The sequence below is a fragment of the Natronotalea proteinilytica genome (genome assembly GCF_055379935.1).
Genome location: NZ_AP043947.1, coordinates 3259977 through 3277557 on the forward strand (window position 1 = coordinate 3259977; position 17581 = coordinate 3277557).

Below are 17581 nucleotides of genomic sequence, written 5' to 3' on the forward strand. Positions count from 1 at the left end.
CACCTGTACCGGTCCGCCTCACCTTCTTGCTTTAAGCCTCATTCCCCCGATTGCTATGGAACTCAACAACGGAGCTGCCTCCAGCAAGGCTGGCGACTGGCGTTCGTATGAACGCGTGCTGCTGCCTCCTATTCGTGACCTGCACCGCCTTGACGTCTACGAAGCCGAAGCCAATGGCTACGATCGCTTGCGCGCGGTGCTGAAGGAAAACGACTGGACGCCCGAGTCGGTCACCAACGAGGTCAAAACCTCCAACCTTCGCGGACGCGGAGGCGCCGGCTTTCCAACCGGCCTGAAGTGGACGTTCATGCCCCCGCCCGACGACCGGCCCCGCTACCTCGCCTGCAATGCCGACGAGAGCGAGCCCGGCACGTTCAAAGATCGGCAAATCATGGAGTACAACCCGCACCTCATGTTCGAGGGCATCCTGATTGCCGGATACGCCATGCAGCTCGACGCCTGCTACGTGTACGTGCGCGGCGAGTATGCCGACTGGATCCGCCTGATGGAGACGGAACTGCAGAAGGCCTACGACAACGGCTATGTGGGCGACAATATCATGGGGACCGACTTCTCCATGGATATTGTCATACACAAAGGGGCAGGCGCCTACATCTGTGGCGAAGAAACCAGCCTCATGGAAAGCCTCGAAGGCAAGCGCGGCTACCCCCGCTACAAGCCGCCCTTCCCCGCCCAGAAAGGCTTGTGGGCCAGTCCAACAACCATTAACAACGTAGAAACGCTCGCAGCCGTCCCGCTCATCATTGAAAAGGGAGGCGATTGGTTTGCCAATACCGGCGCCGAAGCCCACCCCGGCCCGGTTCTCTATGGCATTAGCGGACACGTAAATCGGCCCGGCGTATATGAGTATCCCACGGGGATGCTTATCACCGACCTGATTGACGAGGTGGCTCAAGGCGTCATCGGAGATAAAGGCGTGAAAGCCGTCGTTCCCGGAGGCTCATCGGTACCGCCGCTGCGTGGTGATAAGATTGAAGGCGTTACAATGGACTCCGAGAGCCTGCAAGAAGCGGGCTCTATGATGGGAACCGCTGGCATGCTCATCCTTGATGAAGACACCGATATGGTGTCGTTCCTGCGCCGCGTTACGCACTTCTACCAGCACGAAAGCTGTGGGCAGTGCACACCCTGCCGCGAGGGTACCGGCTGGCTCGAACGCATTGTAACCCGCATCGACAATGGCGAGGGCAACATGCGAGACCTCGATCTGCTGCTCGATCTGTGCGATCAGATGGAGGGCCGTACGATCTGCGCCTTTGCCGACGCCGCTGCCTGGCCGGTGCGCAACACGGTGAAACGCTTCCGTGAAGACTTCGAGGCCAAGTGCAAGCCGTCTGTTCATCCCACCGGTGCTGACCTCTCCTCTGGAGCCGCAGCCACCGCCTAAGTATTCCATGCTATCGATCTCCCCCCACACTGCCAAGCTATGCGTATATCCCGCTGGTGTCTTCCCGCCTTACTGATCGCTAGCCTGTTCGTATGGGCCGGCTGCACATCCGATGCCCCCGAAGATGTAGGTACGCAGTACGGCGAAGCCGTATCGCTGGCTGATGCACTCCCCGCCTCTACGCTGAGGGACCATGCTGCCGACTATGTTGACCAAGACGTAGTGGTTGAAGGGCAGATCACCCAGGTATGCGCAAACCGCGGGTGCTGGATCGCTCTGGACACCGGCGCCGAACTGCCGCTACGCATCGATGTGGCCCGCACCGCCGATGACGAGTACACCTTTACCGTGTCCACCGATGTGCGCGGATGGGCCGTTGCCGCCGGTCACATAACACCTGTGGAGTCCGACGACGAAGATGCCCCGCGCTATCGTCTGGTGGCCGATGGCATCCACGTAACGCCCCCTGCCGACGACGCGGACGATTCCGCCCACGATACGGGCTTCGATGACGTGTAGCCCACCTCTTTTCCCGCTGTTTTTGTTGATCCATTTTATCGTCCCTGGTTATGCCTACTGTTGAAATTGACGGCCGCGTCTACGAGTACGAAGGCCAACACAAACTGCTTCAGTTCTGCCTGGATCAGGGTGTGGAGCTGCCGCACTTTTGCTACCACCCGGCGATGTCTATTCCTGCCAACTGTCGCCAGTGCCTGGTAAAGGTGGGCACGCCCGAGCGCGACCGCGAAACCGGCGAGCTCGTGCTTGACGAAGACGGTAACCCCAACATCCAGTTCATGCCGGGGATGCAAACCAGTTGCACCATTGATGTGCAAGACGGCATGGTCGTGAAGACCCACCGTACGGCGCAAGACGTGCGCGAGGCGCAGAAAGACACGCTGGAGTTCCTGCTCATCAACCACCCGCTCGATTGCCCCATCTGCGACCAGGCCGGGCACTGCCCGCTGCAGATTCAGGCGTACAAGTACGGCCCCGAAGGGTCGCGCTTTGAGTTTCGAAAGGTGCACAAGCCCAAGCGCGTGAAGCTAGGCCCCCGCGTTACGCTGGATGCGGAGCGCTGCATCAACTGCACGCGCTGCACCCGCTTCACGGATGAGATCTCCGAAAGCGGACAGCTTACCATCAGCAATCGAGGTGTACAGAACTACCCCATCACGGCACCGGGCGAAGAGTTTGACGACGCCTACTCGATGAACACCATCGATCTGTGTCCGGTAGGGGCGCTCACCTCTTCCGACTTCCGCTTCAAAGCGCGAATCTGGGAGATGGCCTCGTCGCCTTCCATCGTTACGACCAACGCCACGGGCGCCAACTGCGAGTATTGGGTGCGCGACAATGAAGTGCTGCGCATCACCCCACGCCAGAACATGGACGTGAACCAATACTGGCTCCCCGACGAAGATCGCTTGGGCTACGAGCGGTTCAACGATGACCGTCCCGAAGGCCCCCAAGTGCGTCGTAATGGCGCCCTTACAGAGGCCAGTTGGACGCAAGCCTACGCCAAGGCCGCTGCCCTGCTCGGCTCCGCCGATGGCGACCGGATCCAATTCCTTGGGTCCGCCTATGCCACCGTCGAAGACAACTACCTGCTCACCCAAATTGCCGATCACCTTGGCGCCGAGGCTCCGGTGTACATCCCCCACATCAAACCCGGCGCCGGCGACGACTGGCTCATCACCGACGACAAAACGCCCAATGCGCAAGGGTGCGAACGCCTTGGCATCCGCGAAGCCGATCTTGAGATGCTGCGTGCACGCATCCAGAACGGCGAAGTCGATGTGCTCTACGTGCTCGAAGACGATCCGGTAGCCTCCGAGTTGTGCGCGCTGGCCGACCTCAACGATGTAAACGTAATCCTCCACTACTACAACACCACCAACGAAACGCTGGCCGCGGCCAATGTAGCCTTGCCTGCTGCCATGGTGGTTGAAACCGTAGGCACGTACGTAAACCAAGACGGACGTGCCCAGCGTGTGCGTCCGGCCAAGGCCATTCAGGGCGTAAACCGCACGCTCATGATGGAGATGGGTACCAGCCGCGAAGACGAGCACGGTACGCCGTTCGACCGCTGGCACGACGAGACCAACAAAGTCAACTGCAAACCCGGATGGGAGTCGCTCCCCCAGATTGCCAGCGACCTTGGGCTCGATCTATCGTATACCAAAGGGCCCGAAGCCATCATGAACGAGATCCAATCAACGCTGGAGCCTTTCGAAGGCGCCACCTATAAAGCCATGGGATTGAAAGGCGTCGCCTTGGAAGAAGCCTCTGCAGGTGAGCCTGCATAGCGCACACACCCGACACACACTTGTAGAGCAATCAGCATGCGCCCTGTTCGGAGATGGACAGGGCGCTTTTTCGTTTGTATGATGATGTGATACGCTCGGTAGCATCTGATGCTAGGTAGCTCAAAAGAAATATGTGTACACCTTGTCATCGCGAGGAAGGAGCCTGCGACTGACGCGGCGCTGGGCGTAGCCCAAGTACTCCTGGGGTGCCCCCGACCTGGAGGGTGCTGCCCGACCTGGAGGGTGCTGCCCGACTTGATGGCACACGATTGCACCCTAAAGGCACTTCCTCGCTGCGCTCACAGCGCCGCGTCGCTAGCGCTTCTCGCAATGACATAATCAAAGATACTTCTGTGGGTCTACTTAGCTCCACGTGCGTCGTTGATGTATGGGGAGTGTACAAGAATGAATAACTCAAACAGATTGGGTATACTCCGGAAAATCAACTCCTTGCATCATTGTTTTCCATATTTTGAACAAAGACATTGAAACTGCATTTAATAAAATGTATCAATCTCTTCCAATTCGCTCCACGTTTGGCGGTCCATACTCCTTTCGTTTCCCGTCAGTAATAGCGCACAGGTGGCATCCCCCACGCACACGAAGTACATCGTCGTGCAACTCCTTCTACATGTACAGTTAATGCTATGGCTACCACTCAATCCCCCGAAAATCAATCCCCCGAAAAAGATGTCACGTCACGCCTTCGCGTTGTCGGAATAGGCGCCTCGGCAGGCGGTATTGACGCGCTAAAGCGTTTTTTTTCAGGGCTTTCGGAAACGCCCGAGATGGCTTTTGTCATCGTCATGCATCTATCTCCCGACCAGTCGAGTGAGCTGGCCCAGGTGCTTCAGCACTGCACCCGAATGCCTGTGCGTCAGGTAACGGAACCTACCGAGATGGAAGCGGGACACGTTTACGTCGTAGCGCCGGGTCATGCGCTTGACGTGAACGGCCTCACGTTGGTCTCAACCGCTTTCAAGAACCCGGCGGGGCGCGCAGCGCCCATTGACCATTTCTTTCGCTCGTTGGCGAAGTCTCCCCTCAAGACGGTAGGCGTTATTCTGTCTGGGGCTGGCAGTGATGGAGCCGTGGGGATGCGCGCCATTGCGGCGCAGTGTGGCCTTACCGGAGTGCAAGCGCCCGATGAAGCGGGATACGATAGCATGCCCCGCGCTGCCATCGAACTGCTTCAAGGAGCCGACTTTGTGCTCCCGGCTGCAAAACTGGCCGAGCGCATTGAGACGGGAAACAACACCGTGGATTCGTTGGAGACGATAGATGCCCACGACGATGTGGGCGCCGACATCCAAGAGACCCTGCGTTCTATTTTTGCTCAGGTGCGTATGCACACGGGGCAAGACTTCAACCGGTACAAACGGCCCACGATGTTGCGGCGCATCCAGCGGCGTATGCAGGTGCGACAAGTGCCCTCATTATCCGCCTACCTCGATCTTATCGAACAAGAACCTGGTGAAGCACGGCGCCTGCGAAAAGAGTTCTTGATCAGCGTCAGCAGTTTCTTTCGGAATCCAGAGGCGTTCAATGCCCTCCGCGATCAGGTCCTTTCTGCCATATACGCCAACAAAAATAAGACCCCCCCCATTCGCGTATGGGTGCCGGGCTGTGCGACCGGCGAGGAAGCCTATTCGCTGGCCATTTTGCTGTTGGAAGAGGCCGCCACACACGACATCAACCCCGAACAGATTCAGATCTTTGCGTCGGATCTCGACAAAGAAGCGCTGGCCAAGGCCCGTACCGGACGCTACCCCGCGTCGATTGCGGCCGACGTACCCACGCGCTACCTGAACACCTACTTTCACGATGAAGACGCCTGGTACATCGTCAAAGACATCTTAAGCGAGTGCGTCATCTTTACGCCGCACGACCTGCTTCGGGATCCGCCCTTTTCAAAGCTGGACCTGATCTCGTGCCGGAATCTCCTGATTTATCTGCGGCGCGACTTGCAGACGTCCGTCTTCAAGCTGTTTAACTATGCGCTTAACGACGGCGGCTATCTCTTTCTGGGAAGCTCCGAGTCGACCGGTAGTGTAGACGATCTCTTTCGGGTGGTGGACAAAACGCACTGCTTATACCAAAGCACGCGAAATAAAAATACCACTATTCCCGAACTTCCCACTACATCGTTAGCGCTCACCGAACCGCGTTGGCGAGAGACTCAGCAGAGCGATTTCACTCCGAACAGCTCAACGGCTGCTCAGATCCACCAGCGCATGCTGACGGCCTGCGCGCCGCCCAGTGCCGTGGTCGACGAAAACTACACAATTGTGCACCTCTCCAGGGGAGCAGGACGCTACCTGGAGCATCCCGCCGGCACCCCCAGCGCGAATATCGTGGAAGTGGTGCGCCCCGAGTTGCAAATCAAGCTGCAAACATCGCTGCGCAATGCTTTTGCCGACCAAGGAGAGGTCAATACAGCACCGGTGCAGGTCCAACTCAATGGCACCACTGAGTGGATCCGCCTTTTCGTAGCGCCCTCAAAAGGCACCACGTCTGCGAATGGGACGGCCCTCGTCATGTTTATCGAAGATCGAGCAGCTCCCGACCGTCTCGATGGGGATGCAGACGCTGAAGTGAGCAGGGATTCGGACAACGATGACCTGCGGGAGGAACTGGCCTGGACCAAGAAGCAGTTGCGCACAACCATTGAGGAGCATGAAACCTCGAAGCAAGAAATGCGCGCGGCCAACGAGGAGCTTCGGTCGATGAACGAAGAGTACAAGTCGATGACCGAAGAGCTAGAAACCAGCAAAGAAGAACTCCAGTCGGTCAACGAAGAGCTCAAAACGGTGAATGCGGAGCTCCAAGCCAAGGTCGACGAGCTGCATCAGGCCAATAGCGACTTGCAGAACCTGATTGTGGCGACCGATATCGGGACGTTGTTTCTGGATACAGCGCTTCGCATCCAACGATTTACTCCGCCTGTAGAAGACCTGTTCAATATTCAGGAGGCAGATACGGGCCGCTCCATTGGTGCATTTACGCACCAGTTGGTGTACGACGAGTTGGAGGCGGATGCGCGCACCGTCCTCTCGGAACAGACGACCCTTGAGCGCGAGGTGAAAAGCGAAGCCGACCGCTGGTTTCTGATTCGGATTCGTCCCTATCGCACTATCGACGATGCGGTAGAAGGCGTAGTCTTCACGTTTATCGACATTACGCACCGCAAAAGATCGGAGCTGAAGCTGAAGGCGGCCACCGACCGCCTGCGACAACGCACCGAGCAGGTACATGCGTTGAACGCGGCGCTTACAGTGGCCGAAGAGCGCGAACGGCAACGGCTGAGCCAGGTGCTGCACGACGATCTGCAGCAACTACTCGTAGCGGCCCAGATACGGGTAAATCAACTCCAATCTGCGAACGGAGGCTCCTCCGACAAGGACGCCATCGAGACCCTACAGAACGTGGCCGATGACCTTCAGGCGGCCATCCAAACCACACGCCACCTGTCATCAGAGCTAATGCCCCCCATCGGGAACGACTCGCTCTGCGATGCGCTCCAATGGCTGGCCCTGCACATGAAAAACTCGTACGACCTGTCGGTAGAGCTGGAGACCGAAACGTCTCTTCCTCCACTGGAGCAGAGCGTGCACACCCTGTTGTTTCGAACGACGCGTGAGCTGCTGTTCAACGTGGTTAAGCACGCAGATGTCGAGGAAGCCCGCGTCACCCTGACGGTGGATGAGGATGATTCAGTGTTCATTACCGTGAGCGACGAAGGCGCTGGGTTTGAACCGTCTGAGCTTACTGAGGAAACGGAGGGGGGCCAAGGGCTCTTTAGCATCCGTGAGCGACTGGAGATGATAGGCGGTTGGTATAACGTCGAGTCCGAGCTCGGCAAAGGCACACGCACTACGATTGGCGTACCGCACGATGCAGGCACAACGTCCTCAGAGCAGCTAACAGAGAATGCAGCGCCCGAACGTGCAGAATGAGAGCATCTGTGTAGTGCTGTGTCACAGGTCAATCTTGGGGTGCGCCGGGTGTCTAAACGCACCAAGAATCCCCCACAACCTTGTCATTGCGAGCGCAGCGACGCGCCCCGACCCTAGGAGTACTCGTTCGCTAGCGCTCACAGCGCCGCGTCGGTCGCACGCTCCCTCCTCGCGATGACAAGTTTGGACCCACACAATCACGTGTGACAGAGAAATAGTTCGGCCTCGTCGAAGAAGTGGGCAGCCCTCTGATTCAAACACTGTGTACATCCGCCCACACCGCCCATGACGCACCGCCTCCGCCGCATTGCCGAGCGCCTTGTGCACCGCGTATCGCCGGTGTGGTGGGCTAACTTCGGACCGCTAAGCGATCGGCTGGCTACCCGCTTTCCCATGCAGCAGCCTCCCGTTCTGCTCATCGCCTTTCCGCGTAGCGGCTCCAGCTGGCTGGGACGATTGCTGGGCTACGCGTCCAACGTCTGCTATCTGCGCGAGCCCATCACCCAGACGCGCCGCCGCTGGCACCCCGATGTCCAGCACGCTGTTACCGATGCCGGATTTGAGCAAGCGCCACCTTACTACCGCCGCTACGCCGATCGCTCTTTTGCCGGATGCCCCGCATTCTCGTATGCCACCGTACGCGACCCGAGCGACTGGGCACTGCGTCATCGCCATAAGCGCCGCGTGCTCATCAAAGAAGTCAACCCGTTCGCGGTCGGGTGGATGCGCACGCGTTACGCCCCCACCGTCATTCACCTCGTACGCCATCCGGTGGCGGTGGCCTTGAGCATGCACCGCCGCGGATGGACGAGCCAGACGCTGCGCGAGTACGTGCATCCCGGTCGCCTGGCAGATAGTCCGCTAAATCCCAGCACCGTGCCCAGCTCGTTCTGGGGACACATCGGCGCCGTGCAGGGGCTTGCGCACCGTGCCGTGAAGCAGGCCTGCCCAGAAGATGCTTATACTGCGGTGCACTACGAAACGCTCTGCGCCGATCCGGTTGCTACGGTCCGCCGTTTGTGCGAGCAAGTGGGACTGCGGTGGGATGACGCAATGCCCGCAGCCATCCAGTCGCACAGCGCCGATTCAGATGGAGACGCCTCCGATCCCTACAGCACCACCCGCCAAAGCACCGCTCGGGCCACCGCCTGGAAAGCCGCATCGCCCGAACGCATCGATGCCGTACGAACTGGGTACATGGCAACCGAGCCGTCGGTGTACACGAACTGCTGGGACGGGTAAGGAAATTTCGTACAGTTCTGTTTACGGACGTCCTGACCGCTACCCGCCTGTGCATGCATACGCCAACCGATCATATAAAGGCAATTTATATACTGCCTTGACAGCGGACGCCGCTCGTGCTACCTTTGTACAGTGAAAAACGGCCACAACGCATCACGCCTCTTTCATCCTTTAGCGTTCACTCTGCCGATCCACTATGTACTTTAGCACAACCGACGACAGCATCCAGCTTCCCAAAATACGGAAGGATTTCGCATATCTCCAAGACTGTTTTGTAGAGATGCTCCATGCGTCGGGCGAGGATGAGATTGCGGCTCTCGTTGCTGGCGAACAGCCGCCTCCATCTCTGGATAACCCGGAGAAGCTGAGCAAGGCCTTTACGCTGAGCTTCCAGCTCATGACCATCGTAGAGGAAAATGCCGCCGTGCAGCTGCGCCGCAAGCTGGAAGACGAGCATGGGCTCCCCCGCATCTCGGGCCTCTGGGGACACACACTCGACGACTTGCAGTCCAGTGGATTTACGGGCAAAGAGATCGCTGATCAGCTCCCCGACATGCGCATCGAGCCCGTGTTCACTGCCCACCCGACCGAATCCAAGCGGTCAACTGTGATTGACCAGCTCCGGGAAATCTATCTGCTGATGGTCAAGCGAGAGAATCAAATGTGGTCGGAGAAAGAGGCCCAGCAAATCCGCGAAGACATCCTGGCAGCGATGCAGCGGCTCTGGCTCACCGGACAGGTTTTTCTGGAGAAGCCGTCTATCGGAGATGAGCTTCGCAACGTGCTCCACTACCTGGTCAACGTCTTCCCCCAGGTGCTGCCGATGCTCGACCAGCGCCTCCGCACGGCCTGGGAGGACGCCGGATTCGATCCTGACCTGATCGATAGCCGAGAGCAGCTTCCGCAGGTGCGGTTCGGCAACTGGGTAGGCGGCGACCGCGACGGCCACCCCTTCGTTACAGCCGAGGTGACTGAAGACACGCTGCTGGAGCTTCGCAAGCATGCGCTTCAGCAAATCCAATCGAACCTGAATACCCTGGCGCAAAAAGTAAGCGTATCGGCCTTCGAGGTGGAGGTCCCCGACCGTCTGCGTGAGCGCATCGACCAGCTTGCCGAACACACGACAGATTCGGCATCAGCCCTCAACAGAAATCCGAGTGAGCCCTGGCGGCAATATCTAAATCTGATGCAGCAGCGGCTGCCCCTGCATGACAACGGGCAACCGATCCAAAAGCCCGATCCCGATCAGCATTATCAATCTGCCGAAGCTGTTCTCGATGATCTCGACCTGTTCACGCAGTCGCTCAGCGCAATCGACGCAGCCTTCATCAGCAAGCGTGACGTTGAGCCTGTAGCACGCAACGTGGAGGCCTTCGGGTTTCACTTGGCTGCGCTCGACATCCGGCAGAATAGCAGCTTTCACGATGCTGCAGTGGCGCAGCTGCTGGTGGAAGCAGGCGTCGAAGACGGCGAACACTTCGCGGACTGGTCGGAAGAGCGGCGGCTCCGCTTTCTCAACGAAGAACTCCAGACGACGCGTCCATTTGTGCGCCCTACGCAAGAGGTCGGCAAAGAGGCCGATGCGGTATTGGCTTGCTATCGGGTGTTGTACCGGTATATCGATCGATATGGGAGCGCGGGTATCGGCTCGCTGATTGTGAGCATGACCCGAAGTGTATCCGACTTGCTGGTTGTGTACCTGCTCTGTCGAGAAGCCGGGCTGCTTAAAAAGCAGGATGGTGACATGGTCTGCGTGCTTCCGGTGGTTCCTCTTCTAGAGACCATCGACGATCTGGAACGCGGGCCTAAGATCCTGGATGCATTTCTCAGCCACCCCATCACAAAGCAAAGCCTCAAGTACCAGAAGGCCAAGCACGGGGGGCGCCTGTCGCAACAGATCATGGTGGGATACAGCGATAGTAACAAAGATGGCGGTATCCTGGCCAGCCTGTGGAGCCTGAACAAAGCGCAGCGGAAGCTGCACGACGTGGCAGCCCGTCACGGCATCCGCCTGCAGTTCTTTCACGGACGCGGCGGCACCATCAGCCGGGGCGCCGGGCCTACGCATCGGTTTATTGCCGGACTGCCCCCTGAGAGCATGCAGGGCACCATCCGACTGACCGAGCAAGGCGAGGTGATCGCTAACAAGTACGCCAATCGCGTTACAGCGCTTTACAACCTGGAACTCTTGCAGGCTGGCACCACCGGACTTACCCTCGGTGTGTTCGACAAAACCAATGTTGTAGACGACCGCTCGGACAACGCCTCCACACCGAGCTTAACGACAAGCCGCGACCACCTGCAGCAGATCGTTGACCGGTTGTATGCACATAGCCTCGAAAGCTACCAGGGCCTCGTGAAGTCGGATGACTTTGTGCGCTTCTTTGCCCAGGCTACGCCCATAGACCTTATCGAAGAGAGCCGCATCGGGTCGCGCCCCGCACGGCGAACCGGCCAACGCACCTTCGATGACCTTCGGGCCATTCCCTGGGTATTCAGTTGGAGCCAGAGCCGCTACTTCCTAACCGGGTGGTACGGCGTCGGAAGTGCACTGGAAGCGCTCAAGAACGAACGTCCTGGCGACTTCAACACGCTCAGCGAGAATGCGATCAACTACATGCCGTTTCGCTACGTGATTACCAATGCGTCTTCGGCCATCGCCCTTGTCGATACCGACATTATGGAGCAGTGGGCCACCCTGGTTGATGATCAAGAAATCGCAGACTCCTATCTAGACGCGATTACAAAGGAGTACCACACCACCCGTGCCATGCTGCAGACGCTGTATGGGCACGACCTTAGAGAGCGTCGGCCCCGCGTCTACGAGATGATTGATCTGCGATCGGAGCGTCTCGCCCCATTGCACCAGCTGCAGATCGAGCAGATTAACACCTGGCGGGGTTTGAAAACCGAAGGGCACAAAGAACAGGCCGAGGCGATGCTTCCGGATATGCTGCTCGTATTGAATGCCATCAGCAGCGGGCTGGGAAGCACTGGATGACTCGCTTCCTTGCACAACCCCGGGTCTACTTCGTGAGTTAGCCTCGTATAGGGGTGGAAGGACGAACGGATGGATGGTTGGTTGGTGTACTCCCCCAACCGTCTACGCGTCCATACAGCCATACACCAGCGGTGCATGCGGAGTTGATATGAGATACTTCACTACGTTCAGCATGACCCATGACAAAAACGCGGGACGAAGGCGCTGGTTGAGTCCGTAATCTTGTGTAATTGAGGCGAGCGAGTAGAAAAAGCCATCGCGTTTTGCCAGGTTGGAAGCGAGACCAACCAAAACCAACCAACATACTAACGATGGCTACTTTTGAGATTACAATCGACGACGAAAAGATCCAACACCTGCTTCGCGGCGATCTTCGCAGCGACTGTGGCATGGCAGCGCTGCTGGAGCCGATCCTGAACCAGATGCTGCAAGCGGAGATGACCGAACACCTGGGCGCCGAATCGGACCAGCGGACCGACACGCGGCAGGGCTACCGCAACGGGTCGTACAAGCGGCAGCTCACCACGCGAGTCGGAACGATCAACCTGGAGGTCCCTCGCGATCGGGATGGGACGTTTCAAACCCGACTCTTCCAGCGATACCAACGGTCAGAGAAGGCCTTGGTGCTGGCGCTGATGCAGATGGTCGTGCAGGGCGTGAGCACGCGTCGCGTGAAGAAGATCACGACCAAGCTGTGCGGACGCAAGTTTAGCAAGTCCACCGTCTCCCGGCTCACCACTGAACTTGACGGACAGGTCGAGGCCTGGGCCAAAAGGCCGCTGGAGAAGAGCTACCCGTTTTTGGTCCTCGACGCGATGCAAGTGAAGGTTCGCCGTCAAGGGGCGGTCCGATCGACAACGGTGATGCTGGCGGTGGGCATCAATGAGGCCGGTCATCGTGAGATCCTGGGGCTTGAGACGGCGTTTGGAGAGACTGGGGAAGGTTGGCGCCGGTTTATCGAGGGCCTGAAGCGCCGCGGCCTTTCTGGCGTTGAAGTGGCCACCAGTGATGCTCACGAAGGATTGCGAAGCGCTCTGGCATCGGCCTTTCCCGATTTGATCTGGCAACGCTGTCATACCGAGGAATTCCTCGGTGTACATTTTCGGCGCAATGTGATCGACCAGACGCCCGCGACGCTACGTGAGCGGATGCACGAGATACTTGACCAGGTGCTCGGGGCCTGCTCCCCAGAACGAGCCCGAGAAGCCGTTAGAGCCGCCTGTGACGAACTGCAAGGCGAGGCCGACCAAGCCCTGAAGGTTTTAGAGGCTGGCTTCGAGGACGCGACCGCGGTTTTGAGGCTTCCCGCGAAGTACCGCCGTCGCCTTCGGACAACAAACATGGTGGAGCGGTTTATCGAGGAGATTCGGCGGCGAGAAACCGTCATTCGCATCTTTCCGAACCTCGCATCAGCCCAGCGTCTGATCGGCGCTCTGTGTGCGGAACAGCATGAGGAATGGTCCACCGGCCGACGCTACCTCATCATGGACGAGTTCTTCGAGTGGAAGCGTCGGCTGGACATGGAGCCGGTCGCTCCGGAGGCCTCGACGACGTCGAAGCAACAACCAGCGGCTGTTGCCGCCTAATATGAAGATCTGGCAGAACGCCAATTACACAACGATCGGGACTTGATCAAGGCGCTTCGCATGAGGCCATTTAACGGGTTATCACTCCCTCCACCTTATCAGCTGACCTTATCAATTGAAGGCGCCGTATACTTTGGAAGACTCATTGTTCACGTTAATTACACACGCTTAATTTGCAATTGTGAGGGGGGGGGGGGGTAAAATGAGGCACAATTTGATATTGCCTTTCTGTACAGTGGTCCGTTCGACATTGTTAAGGCTGCCCTGGGGGTATTTTCCATTCCTGCCCCTGCCCTATCCCTTTCCTTGTTGAACGACAGTGTTGTGTTACATATGAATGCCTTGTGGCCCTTTCCATCTACTCGCTCCCAAAAGAAACCTTTTTCAAACACATCCTATCCCACTGGAAAGACTGGTGTTAGGCAAGCATGCATCGCATGTATGCTTGGTCTTCTGTTTGTTATTCTCACCGTAGGATGTGATACGGCTGTTGATCTCTCGGACGACCCTGCTGGGGTTCAACCGTCTCCCGAGGTGGGTCCGCAGGCAGCGTCTGTAGACCTTTCGGCAATGACATCGGTGGCTCCTGATGGGCGGACCTACGGGTGCGCCTTAAGTAGCTACACAGGTTCAGATTACGAACAGGCCTACCAGTATCGCTACGCCCAACTGGCCTTTCCTGAATCAGCGATTGGAAGGCCCGCCGAGGTGCAACGGTTTACGTATCGTCTTCGCAATGAGAATGATCGTGTGCTTCGGCAAGCCACGTGCCTCATTCCCAAAACCGACGAGGCGCGCGATCTCGTGCTGGACTGGGTCAGCCTTACGGATGTATCACCAGGGCTTATCTCTGAGTCTGATGTAGAAGGAGCTGACCAAGAAGAGTCCACGTTTTTTGATGAAGACAACGATGAAGTCCCACCTTGGGAATGCTTTCCGCTACCGGGCTTTGGGTATTGGTGTAATGAGGCCGTAGTAGAAGGGGACCGTGATAGAGGTGGAGGGGGTAGCCAAGATGATGATGATTGGGGCAATGATTGGGACCCGGATGATATTTTCGATGATTGGGACTATCCGGATCAGCCGGGAGGACCTGGAGGTGGAGGCAGTGACGGTGACGATGATGAAAACTGTACCGAGGAGTCAGAAGACACAACACCACCCACGGAAGGCGAAAACCCCTGCGGACCAGCATGCTATGATCCCCCCACCGATGAGCCCAATGATGATGGCCCTGGAGGAGACGGCCCGCATGACGCGCCCGGCTTCTTGACAGGAGTTACATGGCAGGTAGTTACGAGCAGCGGACTTGTTGCCGCGCCGTACGACCTCGTCCAGCATGCGTTGATGAATGAGGGGTGTGACCCCGAACCGCCCTGCGAAAGCGATAACCCACCGGAGTGGTGTGATGAAGCGGGATCCTGCTTTGATGCTGATATTGAGAATGAAGACCACCGTGCTCTTCTCGAAGCAGCTGAAAGCCAAGAGGTTTTAAGCACGCTTGCAGAAGACAGCAATTGGGATTCAACGTGGCAAGGGTCACGGAGGGAGCGTGTGGGGGTTGTTCGTCCTCTGGGGGATGGTTTTAATGCATATCCACTGCCGGAAGCCTCATATGCAAAAGAGCCAACTCCTGTAAATGCGTGGACGTATTCAGGCATGATTCCAAATGACGCCGTTGCTCACATACATACACATCCTTTTGAAGTCGGTGAATTTATCGAGTGGGAAGGTATCAACGAACCCTACAGCGGGGATCTGAGCGAGGACGACTTCGATACACTGGAATCAGAAGGAATCGAGACGGGCATTATGATAGATAGAAGCGGAATAGTATTTTACAGTACTGGTTCTCCTTCCGAAGGAGATGCGAGATATGAACGATGTGGGTATTAACCAAACCTACGTGGCTTCATTTGAAGCACGGGCAAAAGCTTCTTTTTGTGTTTTTAATTTTCTATGCAAGAAGTAGTTTTCTGTCTCTTTGCTTTAAATCAGGTAGAAACCATCATTTAGTTAATAGCATCCTGTTTTAATGTATAAAACAATAAGCACCGCCCTCAGAGAAGGATTCATTGTCATCCTTTTTTTACTTACAACGACAACCGCATCGGCTTTCCAGGCCGACCCGTGCCCTGCCCCGACCGAAAAGGCCGTCGGTATTGTTGAGCGACTTATGTACGATGAAAAGTTTGCAGCTGATCGGGCCGAAGCCGATATTGACCATGCATCGGTGTCAGATATACGCTCACTTGGGGAAGAGTCGGGCGATTCCGACACGTGCGACGCGCTCAATACGCAGTATGCCAGGTTTATTGATGATCCGCAAGAGAAGCTGTTCTTCCACGCTTCTTACTTCACTATCGAGGATGTCTATGTTGCCGTGTTCACGCCTCGTGTGCCTGATGACATAGCTGATGAAGATGTTGTCGGTGGTGGGTTAAGCGTCGTGAAGATCCTTGATGCTGACCTGAACCGGATAACTGGGTATGCGGGGTACTGAAAGTAAATGCCAGATCATGAACTACTTGCTCTCTCTACTCCTGCTGACAGTAATGGGCTTAGTCGGTATGCAGGCACACGCCCAGGCCGAGAAAGAAGCTGAATACGCTGTGCCCTTGCAGGTCGAAGCCACATGCCCGCTGGGCTTGGACCGTGCCCGGTCGATGGTCGAAAACTTTTTGACTAACCCCAACCTGGCCGATGCACGCCAGGAAACGGGCACCACAAGCCTGAGCGTCGACCAGATTCAACCGGTGTCAGATCCTGACGTATGCCAGCAGCTAAATGATGAGTTCAGCGCATCTATCGATGAGTACAATCTGGCATATTTCAAAATTGGTGATTTCTATTTTGCCACGCAGATTCTCAAACAGTCGGAAAATACTAATGAGGTTGTTGTAGGCCTCTCGTTTATCTACATTTTGGACAGCAATTTGAACTTCATCAAAGGCTATTCAGGATGACAGTAGACCTGCGAACCGTACTCGTGCCGATTGCCGTCCTGCTTCTGCTGTCAACACCGACCGCATCGGCTTTTCAGGTCGATCCATGCCCCACACCGACTGACAAAGCTGTCGGTATTGTTGAGCGGCTTATGGACGATGAGAAGTTTACGCCCGAAGCCGACATTGACGAGGCGTCGGTGTCAGATATACGTGTGCTCGGGACAGAGCCAGGTGATACCGATATCTGCGATGCGCTCAACGTGCAGTATGCAACCTTTCTCGATGATCCGCAGGAGCAAATTTTCCTTCACGCGTCCTACTTTGCTGTTGACAATGTCTATGTTGCCGTGTTCACACCCCGTGTGCCCGATGACTTGGCCGATGAAGATGTTATAGTGTCAGGGTTGAGCTTTGTAGAGATCCTTGATGCTGATCTGAATGAGATAACCGGGTACGCGGGCTACTGACAGTCGACACCAGCTCATGAACTACTTGCTCTCTCTACTCCTGCTGACAGTAATTGCAAGGAGAGCCACACCAGGTGGTGTGCAGGACGACTCGGTGGATTCATCTTCGGTAAGGGAAGCGATGTATAGGAAAACCTACAAGCAAAATAGCAGAAGACCTTGACATGGCCGTAGTGCTCTGTCACAGCTCAACCTTTGGGTAACGCCTGGTCCCCTAACGTACCGAGAATAACTCACAACCTTGTCATTGCGAGCGGAGCGAAGCGCCCCGACCGCAGGGAGGAAGTACTCGTTCGCTAGCGCTCACAGCGCCGCGTCAGTCGCAGGGCTCCCTCCTCGCGATGACAATGTTGGACGATAACATTCAGGTGTGACAGAACAGTAGCTACAGATCCCATCGAATTTCGCCCTGACTACGACCAAGTTCAGGCAGTTCTGGATGGAGAGGCCGATATTTCAACGCTTGAGGGGTGTGATTAGCTTATAGACCGAACCGATATGAAACGCTACTGTGAGTACGCCACATACTTGCTGTCCACGATGTTTATAGTGGATTTTGGACTGATGTTATACTCCATGTTTTTTGCACCTTATGGATACGCTGGTTTAGGGTATGTTCTAATAGATTTTCTTCCTCTATTTCTTCCGGCTCTTGTTTTTTCTA

General features: G+C 56.7%; 11 protein-coding genes. All 11 read left to right on the forward strand.

Annotation, left to right across the window (positions count from 1 at the left end; all coding sequences use genetic code 11):
• The first annotated feature begins 55 nt into the window (after window positions 1-55).
• Window positions 56-1408, forward strand: a complete 1353-nt coding sequence (gene nuoF, locus ACZ5AL_RS12985; protein WP_464510909.1) for an NADH-quinone oxidoreductase subunit NuoF — start codon at window positions 56-58, stop codon at window positions 1406-1408.
• Between the two features lie 39 nt (window positions 1409-1447).
• Entirely contained in the window at window positions 1448-1927 is a 480-nt protein-coding gene (locus ACZ5AL_RS12990; RefSeq protein WP_464510910.1) for a DUF4920 domain-containing protein, read from the forward strand.
• A gap of 50 nt (window positions 1928-1977) precedes the next feature.
• Complete coding sequence (locus ACZ5AL_RS12995; RefSeq protein WP_464510911.1) at window positions 1978-3717, forward strand: NADH-quinone oxidoreductase subunit G; 1740 nt, start codon at window positions 1978-1980, stop codon at window positions 3715-3717.
• Window positions 3718-4364: 647 nt separating this feature from the next.
• Window positions 4365-7673 (forward strand): CheR family methyltransferase, encoded by a 3309-nt coding sequence (locus ACZ5AL_RS13000; protein WP_464510913.1) that lies wholly within the window; start codon window positions 4365-4367, stop codon window positions 7671-7673.
• A 285-nt stretch (window positions 7674-7958) separates the two neighbouring features.
• The gene (locus ACZ5AL_RS13005) at window positions 7959-8915 is read left to right on the forward strand and encodes a sulfotransferase family protein (protein WP_464510914.1); all 957 of its coding nucleotides are present in this window, start codon (window positions 7959-7961) and stop codon (window positions 8913-8915) included.
• A 196-nt stretch (window positions 8916-9111) separates the two neighbouring features.
• Window positions 9112-11916, forward strand: a complete 2805-nt coding sequence (locus tag ACZ5AL_RS13010; protein ID WP_464510916.1) for a phosphoenolpyruvate carboxylase — start codon at window positions 9112-9114, stop codon at window positions 11914-11916.
• 311 nt (window positions 11917-12227) lie between these two features.
• A complete protein-coding gene (locus ACZ5AL_RS13015; RefSeq protein WP_464510708.1) occupies window positions 12228-13502 on the forward strand; it encodes an IS256 family transposase in 1275 nt (424 codons plus the stop codon).
• Between the two features lie 441 nt (window positions 13503-13943).
• Window positions 13944-15398, forward strand: coding sequence for a hypothetical protein (locus ACZ5AL_RS13020; protein ID WP_464510917.1), 1455 nt, complete (start codon window positions 13944-13946; stop codon window positions 15396-15398).
• A gap of 139 nt (window positions 15399-15537) precedes the next feature.
• A complete protein-coding gene (locus ACZ5AL_RS13025) occupies window positions 15538-16005 on the forward strand; it encodes a hypothetical protein (RefSeq protein ID WP_464510919.1) in 468 nt (155 codons plus the stop codon).
• 16 nt (window positions 16006-16021) lie between these two features.
• Window positions 16022-16468 carry a hypothetical protein gene (locus tag ACZ5AL_RS13030; protein ID WP_464510920.1) on the forward strand — a complete coding sequence of 149 codons (447 nt, stop codon included), beginning with the start codon at window positions 16022-16024 and terminating at the stop codon, window positions 16466-16468.
• Window positions 16465-16917 (forward strand): hypothetical protein, encoded by a 453-nt coding sequence (locus ACZ5AL_RS13035; protein ID WP_464510921.1) that lies wholly within the window; start codon window positions 16465-16467, stop codon window positions 16915-16917. The genes ACZ5AL_RS13030 and ACZ5AL_RS13035 overlap by 4 nt, the downstream gene beginning before the upstream one ends.
• The last annotated feature ends 664 nt before the right edge of the window (window positions 16918-17581 follow it).